20 protein-coding genes are annotated in these 20,345 nt (G+C 58.1%); 9 read left to right on the forward strand and 11 right to left on the reverse strand.

Annotation, left to right across the window (positions count from 1 at the left end; translation table 11 throughout):
- Window positions 1-326: 326 nt before the first annotated feature.
- The gene (locus ACWKV4_RS09620; protein WP_483831842.1) at window positions 327-1,505 is read left to right on the forward strand and encodes an SDR family oxidoreductase; all 1,179 of its coding nucleotides are present in this window, start codon (window positions 327-329) and stop codon (window positions 1,503-1,505) included.
- A 6-nt stretch (window positions 1,506-1,511) separates the two neighbouring features.
- Here the strand turns inward: ACWKV4_RS09620 and ACWKV4_RS09625 are convergent, their stop codons facing one another.
- The gene (locus tag ACWKV4_RS09625; RefSeq protein ID WP_483831843.1) at window positions 1,512-2,558 is read right to left on the reverse strand and encodes a diguanylate cyclase; all 1,047 of its coding nucleotides are present in this window, start codon (window positions 2,556-2,558) and stop codon (window positions 1,512-1,514) included.
- 358 nt (window positions 2,559-2,916) lie between these two features.
- Here ACWKV4_RS09625 and ACWKV4_RS09630 point away from each other — a divergent pair, with 358 nt between their 5' ends.
- Entirely contained in the window at window positions 2,917-3,585 is a 669-nt protein-coding gene (locus ACWKV4_RS09630; RefSeq protein WP_483831844.1) for a haloacid dehalogenase type II, read from the forward strand.
- A 6-nt stretch (window positions 3,586-3,591) separates the two neighbouring features.
- On the opposite strand, the gene ACWKV4_RS09635 is transcribed toward ACWKV4_RS09630, so the two are convergent.
- The 5 genes from ACWKV4_RS09635 to ACWKV4_RS09655 all read right to left on the reverse strand — a co-directional run bounded on the left by ACWKV4_RS09635 (window position 3,592) and on the right by ACWKV4_RS09655 (window position 9,066).
- Window positions 3,592-4,326, reverse strand: a complete 735-nt coding sequence (locus ACWKV4_RS09635) for an SDR family oxidoreductase (protein WP_483831845.1) — start codon at window positions 4,324-4,326, stop codon at window positions 3,592-3,594.
- Between the two features lie 241 nt (window positions 4,327-4,567).
- Window positions 4,568-5,248 (reverse strand): GNAT family N-acetyltransferase, encoded by a 681-nt coding sequence (locus tag ACWKV4_RS09640; RefSeq protein ID WP_483831846.1) that lies wholly within the window; start codon window positions 5,246-5,248, stop codon window positions 4,568-4,570.
- A gap of 124 nt (window positions 5,249-5,372) precedes the next feature.
- Window positions 5,373-5,576, reverse strand: a complete 204-nt coding sequence (locus tag ACWKV4_RS09645) for a hypothetical protein (protein WP_483831847.1) — start codon at window positions 5,574-5,576, stop codon at window positions 5,373-5,375.
- A gap of 125 nt (window positions 5,577-5,701) precedes the next feature.
- A complete protein-coding gene (locus tag ACWKV4_RS09650; protein ID WP_483831848.1) occupies window positions 5,702-7,732 on the reverse strand; it encodes an ATP-binding protein in 2,031 nt (676 codons plus the stop codon).
- Between the two features lie 272 nt (window positions 7,733-8,004).
- Window positions 8,005-9,066 carry a DUF4118 domain-containing protein gene (locus tag ACWKV4_RS09655; protein ID WP_483831849.1) on the reverse strand — a complete coding sequence of 354 codons (1,062 nt, stop codon included), beginning with the start codon at window positions 9,064-9,066 and terminating at the stop codon, window positions 8,005-8,007.
- A gap of 493 nt (window positions 9,067-9,559) precedes the next feature.
- Between ACWKV4_RS09655 and ACWKV4_RS09660 the strand changes: the two genes are divergently transcribed.
- The 3 genes from ACWKV4_RS09660 (at window position 9,560) to ACWKV4_RS09670 (ending at window position 13,667) form a co-directional block, all read left to right on the forward strand.
- Window positions 9,560-10,531, forward strand: coding sequence for a PAS domain-containing sensor histidine kinase (locus tag ACWKV4_RS09660; protein ID WP_483831850.1), 972 nt, complete (start codon window positions 9,560-9,562; stop codon window positions 10,529-10,531).
- Window positions 10,532-10,541: 10 nt separating this feature from the next.
- Window positions 10,542-10,874: a response regulator gene (locus tag ACWKV4_RS09665; protein ID WP_483831928.1), complete on the forward strand. Its 333-nt coding sequence runs from the start codon at window positions 10,542-10,544 to the stop codon at window positions 10,872-10,874.
- Between the two features lie 207 nt (window positions 10,875-11,081).
- Window positions 11,082-13,667 carry a M10 family metallopeptidase C-terminal domain-containing protein gene (locus tag ACWKV4_RS09670; RefSeq protein WP_483831851.1) on the forward strand — a complete coding sequence of 862 codons (2,586 nt, stop codon included), beginning with the start codon at window positions 11,082-11,084 and terminating at the stop codon, window positions 13,665-13,667.
- A gap of 65 nt (window positions 13,668-13,732) precedes the next feature.
- On the opposite strand, the gene ACWKV4_RS09675 is transcribed toward ACWKV4_RS09670, so the two are convergent.
- The 3 genes from ACWKV4_RS09675 to ACWKV4_RS09685 form a co-directional block, all read right to left on the reverse strand.
- Entirely contained in the window at window positions 13,733-14,029 is a 297-nt protein-coding gene (locus tag ACWKV4_RS09675) for a winged helix-turn-helix domain-containing protein (RefSeq protein ID WP_483831852.1), read from the reverse strand.
- Between the two features lie 13 nt (window positions 14,030-14,042).
- Complete coding sequence (locus ACWKV4_RS09680; protein ID WP_483831853.1) at window positions 14,043-14,537, reverse strand: YgjP-like metallopeptidase domain-containing protein; 495 nt, start codon at window positions 14,535-14,537, stop codon at window positions 14,043-14,045.
- 158 nt (window positions 14,538-14,695) lie between these two features.
- Complete coding sequence (locus ACWKV4_RS09685) at window positions 14,696-15,559, reverse strand: alpha/beta fold hydrolase (RefSeq protein ID WP_483831854.1); 864 nt, start codon at window positions 15,557-15,559, stop codon at window positions 14,696-14,698.
- A 305-nt stretch (window positions 15,560-15,864) separates the two neighbouring features.
- Between ACWKV4_RS09685 and ACWKV4_RS09690 the strand changes: the two genes are divergently transcribed.
- Complete coding sequence (locus ACWKV4_RS09690) at window positions 15,865-16,119, forward strand: hypothetical protein (RefSeq protein WP_483831855.1); 255 nt, start codon at window positions 15,865-15,867, stop codon at window positions 16,117-16,119.
- A gap of 64 nt (window positions 16,120-16,183) precedes the next feature.
- On the opposite strand, the gene ACWKV4_RS09695 is transcribed toward ACWKV4_RS09690, so the two are convergent.
- The gene (locus tag ACWKV4_RS09695) at window positions 16,184-16,459 is read right to left on the reverse strand and encodes a DUF2790 domain-containing protein (protein ID WP_483831856.1); all 276 of its coding nucleotides are present in this window, start codon (window positions 16,457-16,459) and stop codon (window positions 16,184-16,186) included.
- 124 nt (window positions 16,460-16,583) lie between these two features.
- Entirely contained in the window at window positions 16,584-17,474 is an 891-nt protein-coding gene (locus ACWKV4_RS09700; protein WP_483831857.1) for a DMT family transporter, read from the reverse strand.
- A 298-nt stretch (window positions 17,475-17,772) separates the two neighbouring features.
- On the opposite strand from ACWKV4_RS09700, the gene ACWKV4_RS09705 reads away from it, so the two are divergent.
- The 3 genes from ACWKV4_RS09705 to ACWKV4_RS09715 all read left to right on the forward strand — a co-directional run bounded on the left by ACWKV4_RS09705 (window position 17,773) and on the right by ACWKV4_RS09715 (window position 20,287).
- On the forward strand, window positions 17,773-18,834 hold the full coding sequence (locus ACWKV4_RS09705) for a catalase family peroxidase (protein ID WP_483831858.1): 1,062 nt from the start codon (window positions 17,773-17,775) through the stop codon (window positions 18,832-18,834).
- Window positions 18,831-19,367, forward strand: a complete 537-nt coding sequence (locus ACWKV4_RS09710; RefSeq protein WP_483831859.1) for a cytochrome b — start codon at window positions 18,831-18,833, stop codon at window positions 19,365-19,367. Before ACWKV4_RS09705 ends, ACWKV4_RS09710 begins: the two co-directional genes overlap by 4 nt.
- A 98-nt stretch (window positions 19,368-19,465) precedes the next feature.
- Window positions 19,466-20,287, forward strand: a complete 822-nt coding sequence (locus ACWKV4_RS09715; protein WP_483831860.1) for a DUF1206 domain-containing protein — start codon at window positions 19,466-19,468, stop codon at window positions 20,285-20,287.
- The last annotated feature ends 58 nt before the right edge of the window (window positions 20,288-20,345 follow it).

The following is a 20,345-nucleotide window of genomic DNA, read 5'->3' on the forward strand; positions in this document are numbered from 1 at the left end:
ATTATAAGCGTAATCAATATAATGCCATACTGTAAAAGCCGTGGTTTAGTTGGTATGCAACGAGTTTACGCCTGGCAAACTCTGAGTGAGAGCCCTTATCTTTCGGCAGGGTAAGTAAGCAATATGCCATCACTGCGTGTGAAAACCAGTGCCCACAGATGGCGCATATTGCCATTTGGCACCCCGATTCGGGGCGTCTAAGGCTTATATTCTAAGTGATTAAAAACTTCACCAAAGCTTCCTTGACTTGCTGTATGAAGCATGGTCTTTTTGACAGGTGAATCGGTTTTGCTTCTCTCCATTGGCATCATACAAAGAGATAACTTATGGATAAGGCTTACGAAGGAAAGTGCGTTTTGATCACGGGCGCTACAGGGTTCATCGGTGCTTTGTTAGTTAAAACCCTTTCCGAGAAGCTCAAGGGTGTGAAACGGATCTACTGCCTTTACCACTCCAGGGCACCGGGCGAGGCCAGTGCCTATGATGAACGCGTGGTATGGATAAAAGGCGACGTTACCCAGGCCAGGTGGGGTATCACGCAGGAACCGTTGCAGAGCCTGCGCGAGCAAGTGAACATTATTTTTCACCTGGCCGCCTATACCCGGTGGGACGTCAGCTTGCAGGACCAGGTACAAGCCAATACCCTGGCCGCCCTACAAGGCGCTGAGTTGGCCACTACCTTTGAAAACCTTGAGCTGTTTCTCGTAACCTCCAGCTATTGGGCTCAGTGTAATCGCGTGGGCGCAGCTGCTATCGAAGAGCAGGTATATCAGGACCACAACGCTCAAGCTGAACTAGACCAGATCTTGCAAAACGGTAGCCACCCCAGGCTGAGCGAGTGGCCGAATGCGTATGCCTATGCCAAAAACCTGATGGAGCGCCTGTTGCAGCAGCAATACCCAAAGTTGCCCATCATGGTTGCGCGTATTACTTCCGTTACCGGGGCGTGGGAATACCCTTACAAAGGCTACTGTGACTTTTCCATCTCATTGCCAGCCTTTATACGCGCCGTGGTAGTGGGGGGCGTCAAGTACTTCCCGCTGTCCATGAAAGTGGCGATCAACGACATGATTCCCGTGGATATTTGCGTGAACATGTTATTGGCCAACGCGGTGGAGCCAACCAACAGCACGTTCGAGGTGATCAATTGTTCGTCCGCTACCCGCAATATACCGACCTTGGGCGAAGTGACCGAAATGGCGGGGCCTGTGACCTACTACTCGAACCGGGAAGCCTTCGAACAAGGCTTGCAACGCCTGGATGAGCGGCAAGCCAAGCTCAATAAAGTGATCGTCAACGCCTACGGCTTTGCCATGAGTACCCGGTTTACCTTCGATGACACTCGAGCGCGCAGGCCTTTGGCCTGGATGGCCCCCGAAGCCCAGGCGCGCTTTCCTATCGACATGGCTGCGGTGGACTGGAAGTCCATCATCACCACCATGAAAAACACGCTGCTGGTGACCGCGGGCGCGGCGGTGCCGTGCCAACCTGCCGTGATCGCGTAGAGGGTGTCAGGCATGCTCAAGGTTAGGGCTGGCTGCCACGATCTGGTTCCTGCCTAAGCGTTTAGCCTCGTACAGGGCACCATCGGTCAACACGATCAAGTGCTCTGCCCGCGGCATGCTGTGACAGGCCTGGGCAAACCCAATACTCAAAGTTACCCTGGGCAGGTCACCTCGGGCCGTGAAGGCCTCCATTACCTCATGCTTGAGCCGCTCCAGCACTGCCTGGGCCTGGGCCACCGTGGTGTTTCGCAGTACCAGCCCAAACTCGTCCCCGCCTATGCGGCCGGCCACGTCGGTGGCGCGGCTGCGTTCGCGCATCACCGTGGTCAGCAACTGGATCACCTCATCACCTACCGGATGACCGTGTTGATCGTTGATCGCCTTGAAATGGTCGATATCGATCAACGCCACGGTGATCGGCCGCTGACGCTGTTGGAAAGCCGCGAATTCTTCTTTGAGCAGGGCTTTCCACGCCCCTTGATTCAATAGCCCGGTCAAGCTGTCCAAGCGGCTGAAGGCCTTGAACTGGCGCTTGTGTTCGGCAAGTTTTGCCGCTAGCTGGTAGGCAGCACCCGCCACGGCCTGGGGGTAGACCGCGAGCATTGGTAGGCAGGCATATACCTGCAGTGGGGACGTTTCAGGGAGGAAGGCCGCCCCCAAGAGCGCCGTAAAGCTCACCGTGGTGGCCACCATCATCGGTAGACTCAACGCCAGCAGCCTTGGCCCACCGACTGCAATGCAGTTCATGCAAAACATCGACACCAGTAAGGTGCAGGGCAGGGCATTGAATTGCATGGCTGCGACCCATAAGCCGCCGAAGGCAGACTCGGCGACCATATTGCGCCGTTCTATCACATAGGGCACCGGTACGCCCCGCGCCAGCAGGTAAGCCACGTGGGGCCAGATGAAACTATGAAATACCAACAATGCCCATACCCAGGGCGGTGTCGGGTAAGTGCGCAGCACCGCCGCCACCGCCCAGAACCCGATGGCCGAACCCACGATGCGTGGAACATAGAGGCGTTTTGCGAAGGAACTTGAAGTGGAAGGCATAGGGCGCGCGGTTCTGATCAAGGAAAGTTCGGCTCATCCAGGGTGGCCCATGGAGCATGTAGCCTGCCGTCAGTAAGAAGGGTGTCGCCCGCTCAGGCTCGATCTTTAATACCCGTGACTGTCCTTGGAATGTGCTGAACCATCGGCCTATGGCTTTGTGCTATTACTGTGGCGTACGTTAGCGCTCCGCTAAGGGGGCGTCAACATAACCTTTACCGACCTTATGAGCGGTCGTTTGGCGCTTGGTTTGGGAGATGGGTTGTTCGCCAACTGTGTTGGCTCCTACAGGGGTGGTCAGCGGCACTCCTGGTAAGGCCTGACGTCCAAGGCTATTCAACCTTTACAAAGAGTGCCCAACATGAGCGTTCTGCGGCCTAAGTTCATCACCTTCGACTGCTACGGCACCTTGACCAACTTCCAGATGAGCCATATGACGCGGGAATTTTTCGCCGACCGTGTATCAGGCGAAAACATGGACACATTCATCAAGGATTTTTCTGCCTATCGCCTGGATCATGTAATGGGCAGTTGGATACCTTATGACGAGGTGATCAAAACGGCCCTGGCCCGTACTTGCAAGCGCTGGGGCGTGGAATACCGCGACGAGGGCCAGCACCTGCATGAGGCGCTGCCGACCTGGGGCCCCCATGCGGATGTGCCCGCCGGGCTTTCCAAGATCGCCGATAAAATCCCCCTGGTGATTTTCTCCAACGCCAGCGACAGCCAGATCATGTCGAATGTGGAAAAACTGGGTGCCCCTTTTTATAAGGTATTCACGGCTGAGCAGGCCCAGGCGTACAAGCCACGCTTGGCGGCCTTCGAATTTATGCTCGATAACCTGGGCTGCGGCCCGCAAGACGTGTTGCATGTATCTTCGAGCTTTCGCTACGACCTGTTCTCTGCCCACGACATGCACATCAAGCACAAGGTGTTCGTTGCCCGCGGCCACGAAGCGCCTGCCGATGCCTCGTACAACTATCACCAGATTCAAGATATCAGCGGCTTGCCAGCGCTAGTCGGCCTTTAAACGCGCTTAATACGGGCTGGCGGTGGGCCGCACCACGATCTCGCTGACGTCCACGTCGTCCGGTTGTTCGATGGCGTAGGCCAGGGCCCGAGCGATCGCGTCTGGGGCCAGGGCGACTTGTCGAAAGCTATTCATTGCCTCCCTGGCAGCGGCGTCGGTGATGGTGTTGGCCAACTCCGAGGTGACTACCCCTGGGCACACCACGGTAACCCGCAAGCGGTCGGTTTCCTGCCGAAGGCCATCGGAAATCGCCCGTACCGCGAACTTGGTGGCGCAGTACACCGCCGCCGTGGGCGAAACCGACAGGCCGCCAATGGACGAGATATTGATTACATGGCCCTGCCCCTGGGCCTGCAGGGTGGGCAGCACCGCGGCGATGCCGTACAACACGCCGCGCACGTTGACGTCCAGCATCCGGTCCCATTCGTCGAGCTTCAGGGACGCAAGGGGCGACAAGGGCATTACCCCGGCGTTATTGATGATCACGTCGATCTTGCCAAAGGCGGCCTTGGCGAAATCGGCGAAACCTTGCATGTCGCTGGCGTTGGTCACATCCAGTGCGCGGAACCTGGCCGACCCGCCCTGGGCGGCGATGTCCGTAGCCAGTGCCTCCAGCCGGTCGACCCGGCGAGCGCCCAGTACCACATGGGCGCCCTTGGCGGCGATCAGCCGAGCCGCCGCTTCGCCGATGCCGCTGCTGGCACCGGTGATCAGTACCACTTTGCCTTGCATGTTGGACATGGTGCCTTGCTCCTTGTGCGGTCGAGGGCCCCCTAAAGGGGACGTTTCGAATGCTAGAGCAAGGCCTGCGCCAGCAGGTGTCCATACCTGCTCGGCGCTTGCCTATTACTGCCGGGCTGCAGTGCGGTTGGCAACCAGGCCAGCGGCCTTCCCTTAGACGCTATAGGTAAAGCCGGCCGGCCGGCCCGGCGCAAGCGTTGCGTTTAGCTGCCTCAGCAACGTTAAGATAGTTCCGCCAGCCTCACCGCCGCTGCGCTTCTACATAAGCCGCCGCTTGCCGCTCCAGCTGATCAAGCCGGTAATCCCGCTGTTTTTCAGCCTGCACCATGGCCCTGCGGCCCAGTTGCTTGAGCAGGTAGGTATGGATCTGCTGCACCTCCAGGGTGCGGTAGAGCGGGGCTACATCCAGCAAGCGCGCCTCGCCCAAGGCGTGCACAGCCCGTGTGTTGACCACCACCTGCGGCCCCCGCGCACTCAAGACGTACCAGCCCTGCATCTCGAACCAATCCACCACCGCCAGCGCGCAGGCCGCTTCGGTATGGGGGTAGCGCGCAGTCACGCCCTTGAGCAACGCCTTGCCAATGCCCCGACCACGGTGGTCAGCAACCACCACCAGATAGAGCAAGGTGCAGGCACCCGCACCGCCCTGCGCGGGCAGGTAAAGGACAAACCCCAGCACCTTGGCAGGCTGTGCCTCGTCCAGCGCCAGCAGCAATTCAACTTGCAAACCCGTATCGCCACTCATGGCTTGCAGGTAATGATGCACTTCCAGGCCCAAGCCGTACTGATACAGGGGATACAGCGGGTTGCTTGGAGCAAGCGAAACGCTGCCGAGCAGGGTGAGGTGATCGATCGCAAGCTTTTGAACTTGACTGGCGAAAGCTTCCGGGGGAGGGGTAAGCAGCAAGCTAAGGCTGAACATGGGCGCGCCGATAATCAAAGGGCGGCATCATAACCCAGTAAGCCATACAGGAAGAGCGGCCCACGCAAACCAAACCCGGCTCAAGGCCGGGTTTTGTCAGGCTAACGCAAGCAGGGTAGGTGGGTTAAACCATCCGGTTAATGCTGCGATCCGAGCCATCTTGGGCAACGCTGTTCAGGCTGCGATCCGAACCATCCTGAGCAACCGCCGCGGCCGGTGCCTGGGTTTGGGCTACATCGTGGGACAGGCTACGGGCTTGAGCGCTTTGCAGGCCAAGGGTGCCGATCAGGGCAATGGACAGGGTGAGAGCGAGTTGAGTGCGTTTCATGGTCGAGTACTCCGTAAGGGTTGTTTGGCTACAGGCACGAGTGTCGCGCGATGAGCTTGGCCGGAGAACTCGATTGGGGTGATGGTAGGGATTGATGGCATTGATCGTGGGGTGGTTGAGCAGGGTCAGGTTTTTGTAGGAAATGAATTCAGCATTTCACTGATTTTGTGGGCAATCGCGTCGAGGGCGAAAGGTTTGGTAATGAGTTCCATATTGGAAGCTAGATAGTCGCTCGCATTGGAGCCCTCGGCATAGCCCGTAACGAAGAGCACCTTCAGGTTAGGCCGGCTCGACTGGGCAAGATCGGCCAGCTGCCGTCCATTCATACCGGGCAGGCCGACATCAGAGACCATCAGATCGATGCGCTGCTTGCTTTCCAGAAATGGGATGGCCTCATGGGCATTTGCTGCCTCAAGCGCCTGATAACCCAACTCGCCCAATACCTCCATGATGAGTGAGCGAACCACGGTCTCGTCTTCGACGACCAGAACAGTCTCGCCCCTGCCCAGAGGCGCTGCACTATTTTGCTCCGGCAGGATGCTTTCATCGCCTTCATAGCAGGGCATGTACAGTTCGATACAGGTGCCTTTTCCGGGTTCCGATAGGATCTGGATAGCCCCTTTAGCCTGGCGCAAGTATCCGTACACCATGGAAAGTCCCAACCCCGTTCCCTGGCCTATGGGCTTGGTTGTATAAAAGGGCTCGAATACCTTGGCCATAACGTCGGCGGACATTCCCACGCCGGTGTCCGTCACCGTCAGCTTTATATAGTCCCCTTCCTTGAGGTGAATCAACTCGCTTTGGTCGCGTTCTAGCCGAACCAGGGCGGTCATGATGGCAATCGTACCGCCTTGCGGCATTGCATCGCGTGCGTTGATAACCAGGTTGAGCAAAGCACTTTCGAGCTGATTGGCATCCATGCGGGCCAGCGACAGGCCGGCCGCCAACCGGGTGGAAATCTGGATATTTTCCCCGGTTGTGCGCTGGAAAAGGTCCTCAAGCGAGGCCACGAGCTGGTTGACGTCAATCGGCTTAAGGTCAAGCGTCTGCCGGCGGGAAAACACCAGCAGGCGCTGAGTGAGCGCTGCCGCTCGTTGAGCCGAGGTCACCGCTGCGTTGATGTAGCGTTCGTCATCCATGGTGTTACCGGCACGATGACGTCGTTGCATTAGCTCAAGGCTGCCAATAATGCCGGTGAGCAGGTTATTGAAGTCGTGCGCAATTCCCCCTGTGAGCTGACCGACCGCTTCCATCTTCTGCGCCTGATGCAGTGCATGTTCAACCTGCGTGCGCTCGGCTACTTCAGCAGCCACTCGGGCTTCCAGCGTCTCGTTGAGTTCGCGCAGTGCCTTCTCGGCCTGCTTGCGGGCGCTGATATCTACGCACGTACCGGTCACATAGGAAGGCGTGCCCGCGGCATCCCGGAATACCTCGCCCTTGCACATCAGCCACTGTTCTTCTGTACGTCGATGGAGTCGGAACTCTACGGTAAAGGGCTTTCCGTTAATGCACTCAGCCAGTGACAGACGTACCTGCTCCCGGTCATTGGGGTCCACGTAGTCGAGAAAGCGTTCGACAGGGTTGGACGTTAGTACATCCGGCAATCCGAAAAGCTGCTGCAGCGCATTGTCGAAGTAGAGCCGATCCTCATCGATATACCAGTCGAAAATCCCCGCTTCCGAAGCCAGTAGCGCGGCGCGGAAGCGTTCATCGGTGGTTTTCAAATTGGCGCGCTGTTGGTCGAGCACCTGCTTGGTTACATCTTCGGTCTGGTGAATGATACAGGTGACCTCACCTCTGTCATCGAGCACCGGTGTGTTCAAGGGGCTCCAGTATCGCACTTCGAAACCGCCCCCCTCGCTGTCCGGGCGAGGGATGTCATATTTGGTAACTGCCATACGGTCCGGCTTACGTGTGTGTACTACGCGCTCCAGCGAGGCGCGTAATACACCGGCACCGAATTCTGACTGCTCATCCGGGTTGCTACCGAATACTTCAAATATCGAGTAGCCGATGCAATCCTCTCGCCGGGTATTGGTACCGCGCAAGCGCGCTTCATTGGCCGCCAACATGATGAAATCGGGGCCGGTAGACAGCACCAGCACAAGGTGGGGAAGGGATTCGAACAAGACCTGAAAATTGAGCTCTTGAATCATCGGTGCCTGCATATGTCCGTATCCGCGGTTAGTAAGCCAATGTTCAACACCGAGAAGCAGTAGGTATCAGATCGATGCACCTGGCGAAGTAGAGGGTGCATTGCGCTAATGGCTTATCTATCGATGATCAGACACGGACATCAGTTCAATTGGGCAACGGACGGGATTGTGCTCGGCATGTAGAGCGTTATACAGGGGCCTCATGACAAGCGTATCAGCAGGCCCTGCCTGGTGCTCGCGGAAAACGTCTCTGGTGTAAGCTGCCTTTGTCCCTACACTCCGGCAAAAATCAACGTATGTAGGGTTCCAACCGGTACACCAGCACGGCTCTCGAGCCGCCCACCGAGCTGAGTAGCCAGGGCCCGAGTCAACTTTTTACCCAAGCCCCCTTGACGCGGTTTCATAGCCTGAGGCGTTTGCTCTGTCATCCCGATACCGTCATCCGCCACGGTGAGGCAATAGCCTGCTTCGTTGTGAATGAAGGTAATAGTAATGCTGCCTGCCCTGTTATCCGGAAACGCATGCTTAAGCGCATTTGTTACCAGTTCGTTGGTGATCAAACCGACAGGGCCGGCGATGTCGAGGGGAAGGGTATGAGGTTGAGCCTCAACGAACAAGCTGATAGGCCGGGTTCCTGCCATGGTGGATTTAAGCCCTAAGACAAGATCATTTAAATAATCGCCCATGGCAACGGCCACATCGCCGTCTCGGTGAGCAAGCCGGTCATGCATGGAAGCGACTACATTTATCTGGTTGGCAGCTTCCTTCAACGCTGCTGCCACCTCGGGTGTGGATTGCGCTGCCTTGAAGCCAAGCGTAGCGATCGTACGCTGCATGTCATTCTTGACCCGATGGCCAAATTCAACCAGCAAAAGCTCGCGCTCCCGCTCCCCCGCTTCAGCTTCCAGTCGCGCTTCATTGGCCCTGATATAAGCAGCGGCAGTCGCGCGCTGCAGTTTTTCGGCGTCACGGTAGGCGCTGCGTAGGGCCGAACCCATAAGGCTAATGAGCAGCCCGGTTGACAGAAACAACAGTAGGCTAAGCACCGCATTGGGCGCTGCAATAGCAAAGGATTTCATAGGCGGGAGGAAAAAATAGTCCGCTATAGCACCGCTGAGTACTGTCGCCAGTACCCCAAACCCCATCCCGAAAAAAATGGCGGAGAAAAGAATCGCTGGGAGGAAGAATAACAGTGGGAGGGGGGGAAGCGAGGTAAAAACCTCCGCTCGTAGAAGATAAGCGATCGCTACCACTATAAAAGTGGTACACAATTTGAAGGGCCAAGGAAACCTGCGAAGTATCAATGATCGAAGGCTGAATTTTTCTGGGCTCATCGGTATTCCTATGGAAATGGGTAGCACTTGAATTTTTAAAGCCCCACCTGAGCTTCAGCCTGCCTATAAACTATCGGTAGAGCGTGTAGTGGTCTACTAACCCGGACACCTTTTTAGGCGAAAATGATCGCCCCATAAAGGGGTTCGATGAGCAGACAACGACGTACCTTCACCACGCAGAGCAAGCGCGAGGCTGCCTGCCTGGTGCTTGAATACCCGTCTGCCAGGTACTGGCCGACCAAGCCGTGTTCCATGGGTGACTGGAAAACCGGACCGGCTAACGATTACGGGTATAGCCCGCTGCCCCAAGCCTCTATTTGCAGCGTATACCTCGGCGACATACGCGCTGCCCGTTTGGCGTCAAATTGTTGCACCTTAGAAGCAATACTCCTATGGTAAATGGCAATTGGGCGAGTACGTTGAGGGAAGGAAAATGAGCCAGGCCACACCCGCTTCAGTCACGTCGGGGACCGCAACGCTTCACGCTTCAGTCATGCTGGATGACAAACTTCTGGAGTTCGTACCAGGTGCGGTCTGCGTTTGTGATCTGGATGGGGTGGTCGTTCGCTACAATCGGCGCGCTGGCGAGCTGTGGGGGCGTCTTCCCATTCCGGGAGACCCGAAGGAGCGGTACTGCGGCTCTTATCGCCTCTACAAAGCATCTGGCCAATTTATGCCCCATGATGAAACGCCCATGGTCGATTCGCTACGCCAAGGTAATAGCTATCGCAACCTTGAGGTACAGGTGGAGCAGCCAGATGGTCGTCGGCTTTGGGTGCTTGTGAATATTGACCCTTTGCGAAACGAGGCTAACGAGATTGTAGGCATCATTAATTGCTTTCAAGACATCAGCGAAAAAAAAATAGCTGAGGAGCGTCAGAAAACGCTGATCAACGAATTAAACCATCGGGTCAAAAATACCTTGGCCACCGTACAGTCAGTTGCCACGTATACATTCCGCAGTGAAAGTGGAACTGAAGCGATCGAAAAGTTCGAAGCTCGCCTCATATCCTTGTCAAGGACACACAACCTCCTCACTCAAACGAATTGGGATGGCGCAGACCTGAAAAGCATTGTTCGGGATACGGTCGACACTGTTACCAAAGGGTCTGATCGGCTTTATTGCAGCGGCCCTTCAGTGTATCTTAAACCACAACTCGCCCTCTCTATCGCTACTGTGTTGCATGAACTCTGCACAAATGCTGTGAAGCACGGCGCACTTTCTTGCATCAATGGGTGTGTAAACCTAACATGGCAGTTCCTAGGCACTATACCGGAACAGACATTACAGCTCAAATGGCAGGAGAGTGATGGCCCTGAGGTAGTTGCACCCCTGCGTAAGGGTTTTGGCAGCCGTGTAATTGAGCATGCCCTACTGCATGAACATAACTCTCGAGTAAAACTGAATTTTCTGGCAACAGGCGTTCACTGCATTATTGAAATTCCAGTGCGAGAGGTACAATAGCTTGAAGGTCATGCTGGTCGAAGATGAGTTCATCATATCGATGTTAACCGCGGAAATGCTCGCTGAACTAGGATATGAGGTAGCCTTGCTGGCATCAACACTTGAGCAGGGGCTTCAGTACGCCATGGAAGCAGACTTCGATTTAGCCGTATTAGATATCAATCTTAATGGCGTTACGTCATATCCTATAGCCGATGTATTGCAAGAGCGATCTATTCCTTTTGTATTTGCCAGTGGTTATGCCGCGGAAGGCATTGAAACCCGCTATACAAATGTCAATAAACTGCAAAAACCTTTCACGCTTTCTGGGCTTGAATCCATTCTACTTAAACTATTTTTATAAAAGTCTGGAAGTTCTTTCTTGTCTTCTGACGTCTTGGTTCCGGTATTATGAGGCAGGCAGATAAAAAATTGACTCATGAGTAATAAAAAGTCGTAGAGCGCTATAAACAATAAAATACTATGCCGTGTGCTATCTGGATCCACCAGCAGAGGAGGATCGATGCCGATGTCCGGCCAACCCCCCTCCCTTCAGATACAGGACTCGACCATGACTGCTGCTTTCAATGTGAAGGACTACGGTGCCAAAGGTGACGGCATCACTGACGACACCTACGCCATCCAGTTGGCCATAAACGCAGCCTTCAAGGCCGGCGGTGGCGAAGTGTTCGTCCCGCAAGGCACCTTCGTGGTCAGCGGCACCAACGCCGACGGCGGCGCGCTTACCCTCAAAAACTACGTAGACCTGGTGGGCGATGGCCAGGGGCGGACCACCTTGAAACTGGCCGACGGCTCCAGCGATGACATCGACGGCATTGTGCGCACTTCAGCGCAGTTCCAGACCAGAGGTGTAACGGTACGGGACCTCACCATCGACGGTAATCAAAGCCACACCACAGGCACCGTGCATGGCTTGGTCAGTGGAACCGAAAGCAACGCCAAGGCCCTGGCCCTGTCGCTGACCGTGGATGCAGTGACCTTGACCAATTGCAGCGGCTCAGGCCTGGTGGCCGACCCGCTCACGGCCCTGCTCACGGTCAAGGACAGCCTGGCCACCTACAACGGCGGCGACGGCTTCAGCACGCGTTTTGCCAATGACGCCTCCGCGGTTTACGGGGACAGCGTACTCTTCTACGACAACGAAGCCGCGCACAACGGCGGTGACGGCTTTGATGTGCAGTACACTGACGCGTCCATGTTGATTGGCAGCCGGTCCCATGACAACGCCGGTAACGGCTTGCTGCTGGAGCGCCTTGCCCCGCCCAACCCCAACCGCTACGCCGGGGATGTGTCCTATGGCGTGGTCTATGGCAATGGCGGCGCTGGTATCATCGAACGCGGCTTGATCGGCACCGTCGACGGCGTGGTTGTTCACGACAACCAGGGCCCAGCGATCATCCTCGAAGGCGGCACGGGCGCTTTTATCACCCACAGTACCCTGTCGCAGAACGCACTCGCCGGCACAGGGCCGCAAGTGCTGGTCAAAGGCTATCTGGATGCAAAGGGCGTATTCCACAACGCCGACGATGCCTTCGAGATTTCCCACAACCGCATAAATGCTCAGCCCAATGCAGGGGCGGCCATCGTTGAGCAGGACAACCCGCCCGTTGAGCAACACCTGATTGAAGATAACCTGTTCACCGGGTTCGGCTCCGCGCAAAGCGGGGTGGGCGCCCTTGAAATTGACGCCCGCCCGCCGAACCGCCAGTACGGTAGCGAGGCAGCAGATACCCTGACGGCCACCGCAGGCGCCACGGCGTTGTTCGGCGGCGGCGGTAATGACAGCCTGTTTGGCAGCGCCGGGGCTGATCGCCTGGCAGGCGGTGCCGGTGCTGATACCCTTACCGGTGGCGCCGGGCGTGACACTTTTGTGTTCACCCAGGCCAATGAAAGCACCGGCGGCCGCCTGGCGACATTCGACATTATCCGCGACTTCCATGCAGGTGTGGACCGCCTCGATATGACCGGGCTAGGGCTGTCGGATATCGGCAGCGGCTATTACGAGACCCTCGCATTGAGCTATGACGCCGACACAGGGCTGACCCACCTGCGTTACCTGGATAACACAAGGGCAGCCCGCGGCTTCGAAGTAGCGTTGCAGGGCGACTACCGGGGCGTACTTAATAGTCAGGATTTCGTGGCGCTGCACCAGGGCAACAGCGCGGCAAACACCCTGGATTTTTCCGGTACCACCGATGATGCCGCCCTGGCAGGGCTGGGGGGAGATGACCTGCTAATCGGAGGCAGCGGCGATAACCGCCTCGAAGGCGGGGCGGGCGCCGATACCTTGACCGGCGGCGCCGGTGCTGATGTGTTCCAGTACAGGTACATGGGTCACAGCATGGCCAGTGCGTCAGGCGGGGGCGATAAAATCACCGACTTCAATTACAGCGAGGGTGATCGCATTGACCTTAGTGCCCTGCCGTTCACCGGCCTGGGTGATGGCTATGACGATACCCTTGCCCTGAGCCGCGCCGCCGATGGCACCTACACCCTGCAAAACTTCAAGACTGATAGCAGCGGCAATCACTTTTCCTTGGACATCACCACACCCACGCCAGAGTACCTGGCCTTTGCCCAGATTGCCGACGGCCTGGTGCTTGGGCCTACTCTTAGCCTGGCGGGAGAGGTGGATTACGCCCAGGTCACGGAGCAGTTTCACCAGGCTTATGGAACTGACGGCGCCAGTTACCTGATGGGCGGCGATACGGACGACATGCTCTATGCGCGTGCCGGTGACGATGTGCTCAACGGCGGTGGCGGCCGCGACAGCCTGACCGGCGGTACCGGCGCCGATACCTTCGTGTATGACAGCCCCCTCTCAAGCTACCGAGGCGCCAATGACCAAATCCTGGATTTTTCGCCAGCAAAGGACGTGATTGACGTCAAAGCCCTCGGTTACTCAGGTTTGGGCGATGGCATGGGCGGTACCTTGAAAGTGGCCTACAACGCCGACACCGACCGTACCTACATCAAGGACCAGGATGCCGACGCTTCCGGGCATCGCTTCGAAATTACCTTAATGGGCGACCTCAGCCATCAGCTTGACGACAGCAATTTCCACTTCGCCCCCAGCACCCCAGCTGCCGCTGACACAGAAGTGACGCTGCTGGGGCATAACGGCCTGGCGGCCTGAGGTAATAACAGTTGCCGCGCAAGGCCTGAGTGCGCTGGCGGTCTTAAGCCCCCAGCGCACTCTGATCAAGGGTACCGCAGCACGGCCTTGATCCGCGCGAGATTGCGTTCGACCCAACCACGGTCGATTGCGCCCCAGTCGCGGATCCGGTAGTGGCCGATATGGTTACGCTCGCCCTCGGCCTGCTCGAACGCACACACGATATCCAGCTCCGCCAGCGCTGCCACGGTGTCCTGGGCGGTGCGCCTCGGCATGCCGGTCACCTCGGTCAAGGCGGGGATGCTGCTGGCCAAGCCGCTGTCGATCAGGTAAGCCACGTACAGGCGGCGATAAAAACTGGTGCGGGTTTTGCTGACATCCATGGACAACTTCCGGTCAGGTGGCAAGGTCACGCCAGGTAAGGTAGACCCGCAGGTCGAATTCCAGTTGGTGGTAGCCGGGCTGCATATACTCGCAGAGTTGGTAGAACGCCTTGTTGTGGTCGGATTCCTTCAGGTGCGCCAGTTCGTGCACCACGATCATTTTTAGAAACTGCGGCGCGGCCTCCTTGAACAGTGAGGCAATACGAATTTCTTTCTTGGCCTTGAGTTTGCCGCCTTGCACACGGGAGATTGCCGTGTTCAACCCTAGCGCGCGATGGGTCAGGTCGAGCCGGCTATCAAACAACACCTTGTCGGGGCTAGGCGCGTTACGCAGATGCTCCTGCTTGATGCCCAGTACATAGCCATACAGCGCCTTGTCGCTTTGTACAGTGTGTCGCTCTGGATAGCGTTGCTGCAGGTAATCGCCCAGGCGTTGCTGCGCGATCATCCACTGCACTCGGGCTTGTAGATCGGCGGGGTAGGCTTGCAGGTATTTAAGCGCAGGCATGATGGTAGCGCGTTTGAAGAGGCAGCCGGCAGTGTACCTCAGTTGATGACGCGAGGCCTCCAGCTGCCGCGCTGATGAACGACCACTAAGTAAAAGCCTGGGCCGCCCAGGCTACCCAGGGTTGCCTACGGCGGTTAACCTATAAACCGAACCGCCGCTCAACCTTTCCACGGCTCAAGAAACGTCAGCAGCAGCCTGTTCACTTCTTCCGGCTGCTCTTCATGAGGCAGGTGGCCGCAGTCTTTGATGGCATGGGTTTCTAGGTTGTCAGCCATTTCAGCCCAGATGGTGGGCATGTCGAACAACCTGGCAACCGCAAGGAAATCCGCGCCCCACAAAGACATGGTCGGCACGGCAATCTTCGTGTCTTCGTCTTCGAGGTCTTGGGCGACGTCTGTGGCGTTGGCACGGTAGTCGGCCATAGCTCCACGCACTGCGCCTGGGGCCTGATAGGCCTTTACATAAGTGTCGAAGGCCTCGCCGATAATCGCTTGTGGATCGTGGCACCAGTCAGAGAAGAAGTGGCGCAGCCAAATATGCTCGCGTCCGGCAATCAATGCCTCTGGTAGATCTGGAACGAGGTGGAACATAAAGAACCAGTACGCTTTCGCAATCTTGGCATCCAGGTCACGGGCAACAACACGGGTTGGCACGTTGTCCATCACCACCAGACGATCGAGCAACTCCGGAAAGTCCTTGGAAAACCGTGTGGCCACCCGCGCCCCCCGGTCATGGCCCACCAGTGCGACTTTTGGAATGTCCAGCGCCCGCATCAGCTCGCGGATATCCAGGGCCATGTTGCGTTTGTCGTAGCCTGTGGCAGGCTTGTCGGTCTCGCCATAACCCCGAAGGTCGGGAACGATGACTCGGTAGCGTTCGGCGAGCACCGGGATCTGAAAGCGCCACGCGTAGCCGGTTTCCGGGAAGCCATGGAGCAGGATAACCGCCGGGCCTTCGCCGGCTTCGACGATATGCTGGCGAATGCCGTTAGCGTTAACCGAGTAGCTCTTTAACTTGGACACGACGCCCCCTATGAGCACTGTGAAACAGTGATTGCAATCCAACGGTCGGCGATCGAATTGGCCTCGATCAAGCCACGATAGATGCCGATCATGATGATCCCTACGACGGAAACCCGGATGGGATCGTTCAGTAAAATCTTTGTGGGCCGCGCCACGGTGCTTGGCGCCGACTACCTACGCACGCTGTGCTCCTAGCTGCCTTACCCACCAGTCATAACCCCCATTAGCCCATTCGTCTGGCGGTAGCTGCGTTTTCAGGAAGAAGTGGCAAGATGCCATCTTCCTTGACTCATCCTGGTTTTTCCATGAACACCTACGATGCAAAGCACCTTCAACTCCTGAACCTTATCGACGCGGGTCAACTAGAGCAGCTGTCCGAAAACGACCTGCATGAGCTGCGGGTACTGGTGGTGTGCAAGTACGTGTCTCTGAGCGAAGCCAAGGACGGTAAGCCTTTGATCGCCCTGAATCAAGAAGGCCGCCACTACCGTCGTCAGTTGGCCCAACTGACCGCGCTTAAGAGCGCAAATCAGGCTCAGCCCATGGCAGCTACGGCTTAAACCGCCCTAAAACGCCAAAGCCCCGACCAAGTCGGGGCTTTTGGTTATAGCGGCAGCAGCCGATTTAGCCATTGGCGTTGTCGTCGTAACCGCCTTCTTGCAGGTACTGGAGCTTGTGCAGGGCGCCTTGGCTGTCTTGATACACCATGGTCACCGGTACTACGCCGCTCTTGTTGCTGACATCGGTTTGAGAGATGACTTTCTTCACGTCCAGCTTCATGCCGTAGTGGTAGGTTTCCACCGGTAGGGTGCTGGCCACGCTGCGGTCGGCGCCATCTTGGGCGAAAGCACCCGTGGCGATAACGGCGGTCAGGGCGGCAAAGGCAAAGCGGGCGTTCATTTGAGTTCCTCGGGGTAGGTCAGTGGTGTGCTGTGGGTTCAGTAGACGCCCATCGTCACTGCACGAGAAATTGATAGTCATGCTGCCGTGCATCATCAATTTCGATAGTTGCCTACCGGCCCGGTTAACTACCTACCACTCGTGCAGGCTTTACTGCCGTTTTGCGCCCGATCACCACCGTGCCTACCACTGCCGCGGCGAACACCCAGGTGAGCGTGTCGATCTGCTCGCCGAAAAAGGCCGCCGAGAACGCGATGGTGAAGAAAATCTGCAGCAGTTGCACCTGCCCCACCCGGGCAATGCCGCCCATGGCCAAGCCTGCGTACCAGGCAAAAAACCCAATAAACTGCGAAAACAGCGTGGTGTAACCAAAGGCCCACCATGCCTGCGTGGAAATAGGCCCTTCTTGCCGCCACGTTAGCCAGGCCACGGGGCCCAGCAGTAATGGACTGGCGATTACCAACGCCCAGCAGATCACCTGCCAGCCGCCCATCTCCCTGGCCAGGCGCCCACCTTCGGCATACCCCAGCCCGCCCAAGGCGATGGCCAGCAGCATCAGCAAGTCCCCGGCGCTGATGCTGCCCGCGCCTTGTATGACCGCATAGGCCAGCACTAACAGGCTGCCCACGCCCGCGCATAGCCAAAATTCACGGGAAGGGCGCTCGTGGGACAGCCAGGCGGCAAACAGGGCCACCACCAAGGGTTGCAGACCGTTGACCAAGGCGCCGTGGGAAGCGGGCAGGGTTTGCATGGCCCAGGACGACAATACCGGAAAGCCTAGGATCACCCCCAGCACCACCAGGCACAGGCCTTTGAACTGGATGAGGGTAGGCCGCTGTTGCTGGCGCCAGAGCAAGAGCGCCGCCGCCGGCAATGCCGCGAGTAATGCTCGCCCGAGGGCGGCCAACACAGGGTTGAGGTCCTGCACCACCACGCGCGTCATGGGCAGGCTAAGGCTGAAGATCATAACGGCCAGCAGGCCGAGGGCCATGCCTTGGTTTTCGCGAGGGGTCATGGGATTCGCTTAAGTTATTTTTGCGCCAGTGTGGCATGCCGAGGCGCCAAGCCAGTGCTACAGCTTGGGGCAGGATAAGCCGTACAGTTCAAGCCTGCCCGCAACCAGCCTCACGACTGAGTTAAACCCGGTCGCGGGCAAGCCCTGCTGCTACGGGATGTATGGCTCCACTTGTGAGGTGAGGATCAAAACGGTATCTACGGGGCAGCACAGCATACGGCGTGTGGGGGTACCAGGGAATAAACCGCCCCCAGGGCACGTCAGGCTGGCTCACTTCTCACCCCCGGAGCGCCGCGCCATGGCAAAACCCCCACCCCTGAGTAGAGCGGCTGCATTCGGCCGGTTTGGTTTGATTGGCGTTGTGGTCGTGATACTAGCGGTTGCCTTCGCCTATGTGCGCGCTTGGCTCGACCCTGGCCGCATCACCCCTACACGGGTGGTGGACACCCTGCAGATCAACGGCGGCGAGCATGTGGGTTACCGCCGTAACCATGCCAAGGGCGTGTGCGTCAGCGGGTGGTTCGAAAGCCGTGGGCAGTTGGCTGGGGATTCGAAAGCTGCAGTCTTCGCTCCAGGGCGCACCCCGGTGGTGGGGCGTTTCGCGTTGCCCGGGGTTAACCCTTACGCGCCAGACAGCAGCGTGCCTATCCGCAGCCTGGCCCTACGCTTTACCCAAGCCGATGGCCAACAATGGCGCACCGGCATGAACAGCATGCCGGTGTTCCCGGTGGGTACCCCTGAGGCGTTTTTCGCAAGCCTGCAGGCCAGCCGCCCCGACCCAGCCACAGGTACACCCAACCCGGCGGCCCAGCAGGCCTTTTATGCCGGCCATCCAGAGGCTGGGCCTTTCCTGGCCTGGGTGAAAACCGCCAAGCCTTCGGCCAGCTATGCCACCGAAGCCTATAACGGCCTCAATGCGTTTTACTTGGCGACCGCCGATGGCCGCCGCCAGGCCGTGCGCTGGGCGCTGGTGCCCATAGGCCAGAGCGCTGCCGCCAGCGCCGGAGAGGGCGCCGACTATTTGGCCAAGGATCTGCGGCAGCGGCTGTCGGTTGGCACCTTAAGCTGGTCGCTACGGATGACCTTTGCCAACCCTGGGGACCCGGTGGACGACGCCAGCAAGCAATGGCCTGAGGACAGGCGCACGGTCGAGGCGGGCACCCTGGTGCTGGATAAGGCCGCGCCGCAAATGGATGGGCCCTGCCGAGACATCAACTATGATCCGACCATAGTGCCAGACGGGATCGAAATCTCTGGTGACCCCCTGCTGCCGGCGCGTTCGGCGGCTTATGCCGATTCGTACCTGCGCCGCACCCGTGAAGTCGATGCCCTGCACGCCCCCCAGGAGGCCCGCCCATGAGCAAGCCATTGCAACATTTCGTTCCCCTGGCCCGCTGGCTGCATTGGTCCATGGCCTTGGCGCTGCTGGCCATGCTCTTTATTGGCGCGGGCATGGTGGCGTCAGTCTCGGCCCGGCACCAGTGGTTGGTGCAACTGCATAAGCCGCTAGGCATCGCCCTGCTGGCATTGGCGGTAATCCGCTTGGCGGTACGCGTGTCTACCCGCCAGCCGCCGTTACCGGCGGACCTGCCCTTGGTTCAGGTGCTGGCGGCCAAGGGCTCTCATAGGTTGCTCTATGCCCTGATGCTAAGCCTGCCTTTGCTGGGCTGGGCGATGCTGTCGGCGGCAGGTGACCCGATCGACCTGGGCGCGGGGGTACGCTTGCCGCCCTTGCTGGCACCCGATGCCAGCATTTTTGCCTTATTGCGCAGTACCCACGGCTACCTGGCGTATCTGCTGTTCTTGACCGTACTGGTTCATTTGGCCGCGGCGCTGTACCACGGCTTGATCCGCCGTGACGGCGTGTTGCGCGGCATGGCCCGCGGGCGCTGATAATCGGGCGCGGGGCCGTTGGCCGCTGCGGGGCATTGCACTGAACCCCTCACGCGGCCCCCGGTCTGCTGCTCTGTCATTTGCCCGGAGCCCACGTTATGTCCCCGCATCAAAGCCTCGTTATCTTGGCGCGCACCGGCTATGCCGCCCGAGGCGTCATTTACCTGATCATCGGCATTTTTGCCTTACTGGCTGCCCGCGACTCCAGTAACCCAAAAGACAGCCATAGCAGCTTGACCGCCTTGTTAAGCCAGCCCTTTGGCCACACCCTGGTGGGCCTGGTGGTCGCCGGGCTGCTGGCGTTCGCCGGCTGGCGCGTGCTGCAAGCCACCCGGGACGTGGACAACCACGGTACTGAAGTCAAAGGCCTGGTCATCCGCGCAGGGTTGTTCGCTGGGGGAATCGTCAATGGTGCTTTGGCCTTCTTTGCCTTGGGGTTGTTGATCAGTGGTTTGAACAGCTCAGGCGGTTCCGGTGGCGGGCAAGCCCAGGACCTGCTGGCCCGCCTGTTGTCCTGGAAACACTCGAACCTGCTGGTGTACTTGGCGGCGCTGGTTCCGCTGGGCGTGGGTATTGCGCATATTTTCAAAGGCTGGAAAGCCTCGTTCGAAAAATACTTCGAGGCAGACGACGAGGTGATGAAGTACGTGCGGCCCGTGTCGCGCTTTGGGCTGATCGCGCGCGGGGTGGCTTTTATCGAGATCGCCGTGCTTTTGGCTATCAGCGGTTCAAGCTACCAAGCCATGCACCCACCGGGGATGAAAGAGGCGCTCAATGCCTTGCAGGGTCTACCAGCCGGTGGCCTGTTGCTGATGGTGATGGGCTTGGGGCTGATTGCGTTTTCGGTATACAGCTTCGCTGAAGCGGTATTGCGCAGGATCAATATGGACGTACCGGGTTTGGCACTCAACCGGGGCTGACACCTGTTGTCATCGCCATTTGTCGACGCAAGTTAAAAAAATTTTTACCCACCTATAG

The organism is Pseudomonas artemisiae, from assembly GCF_057128685.1.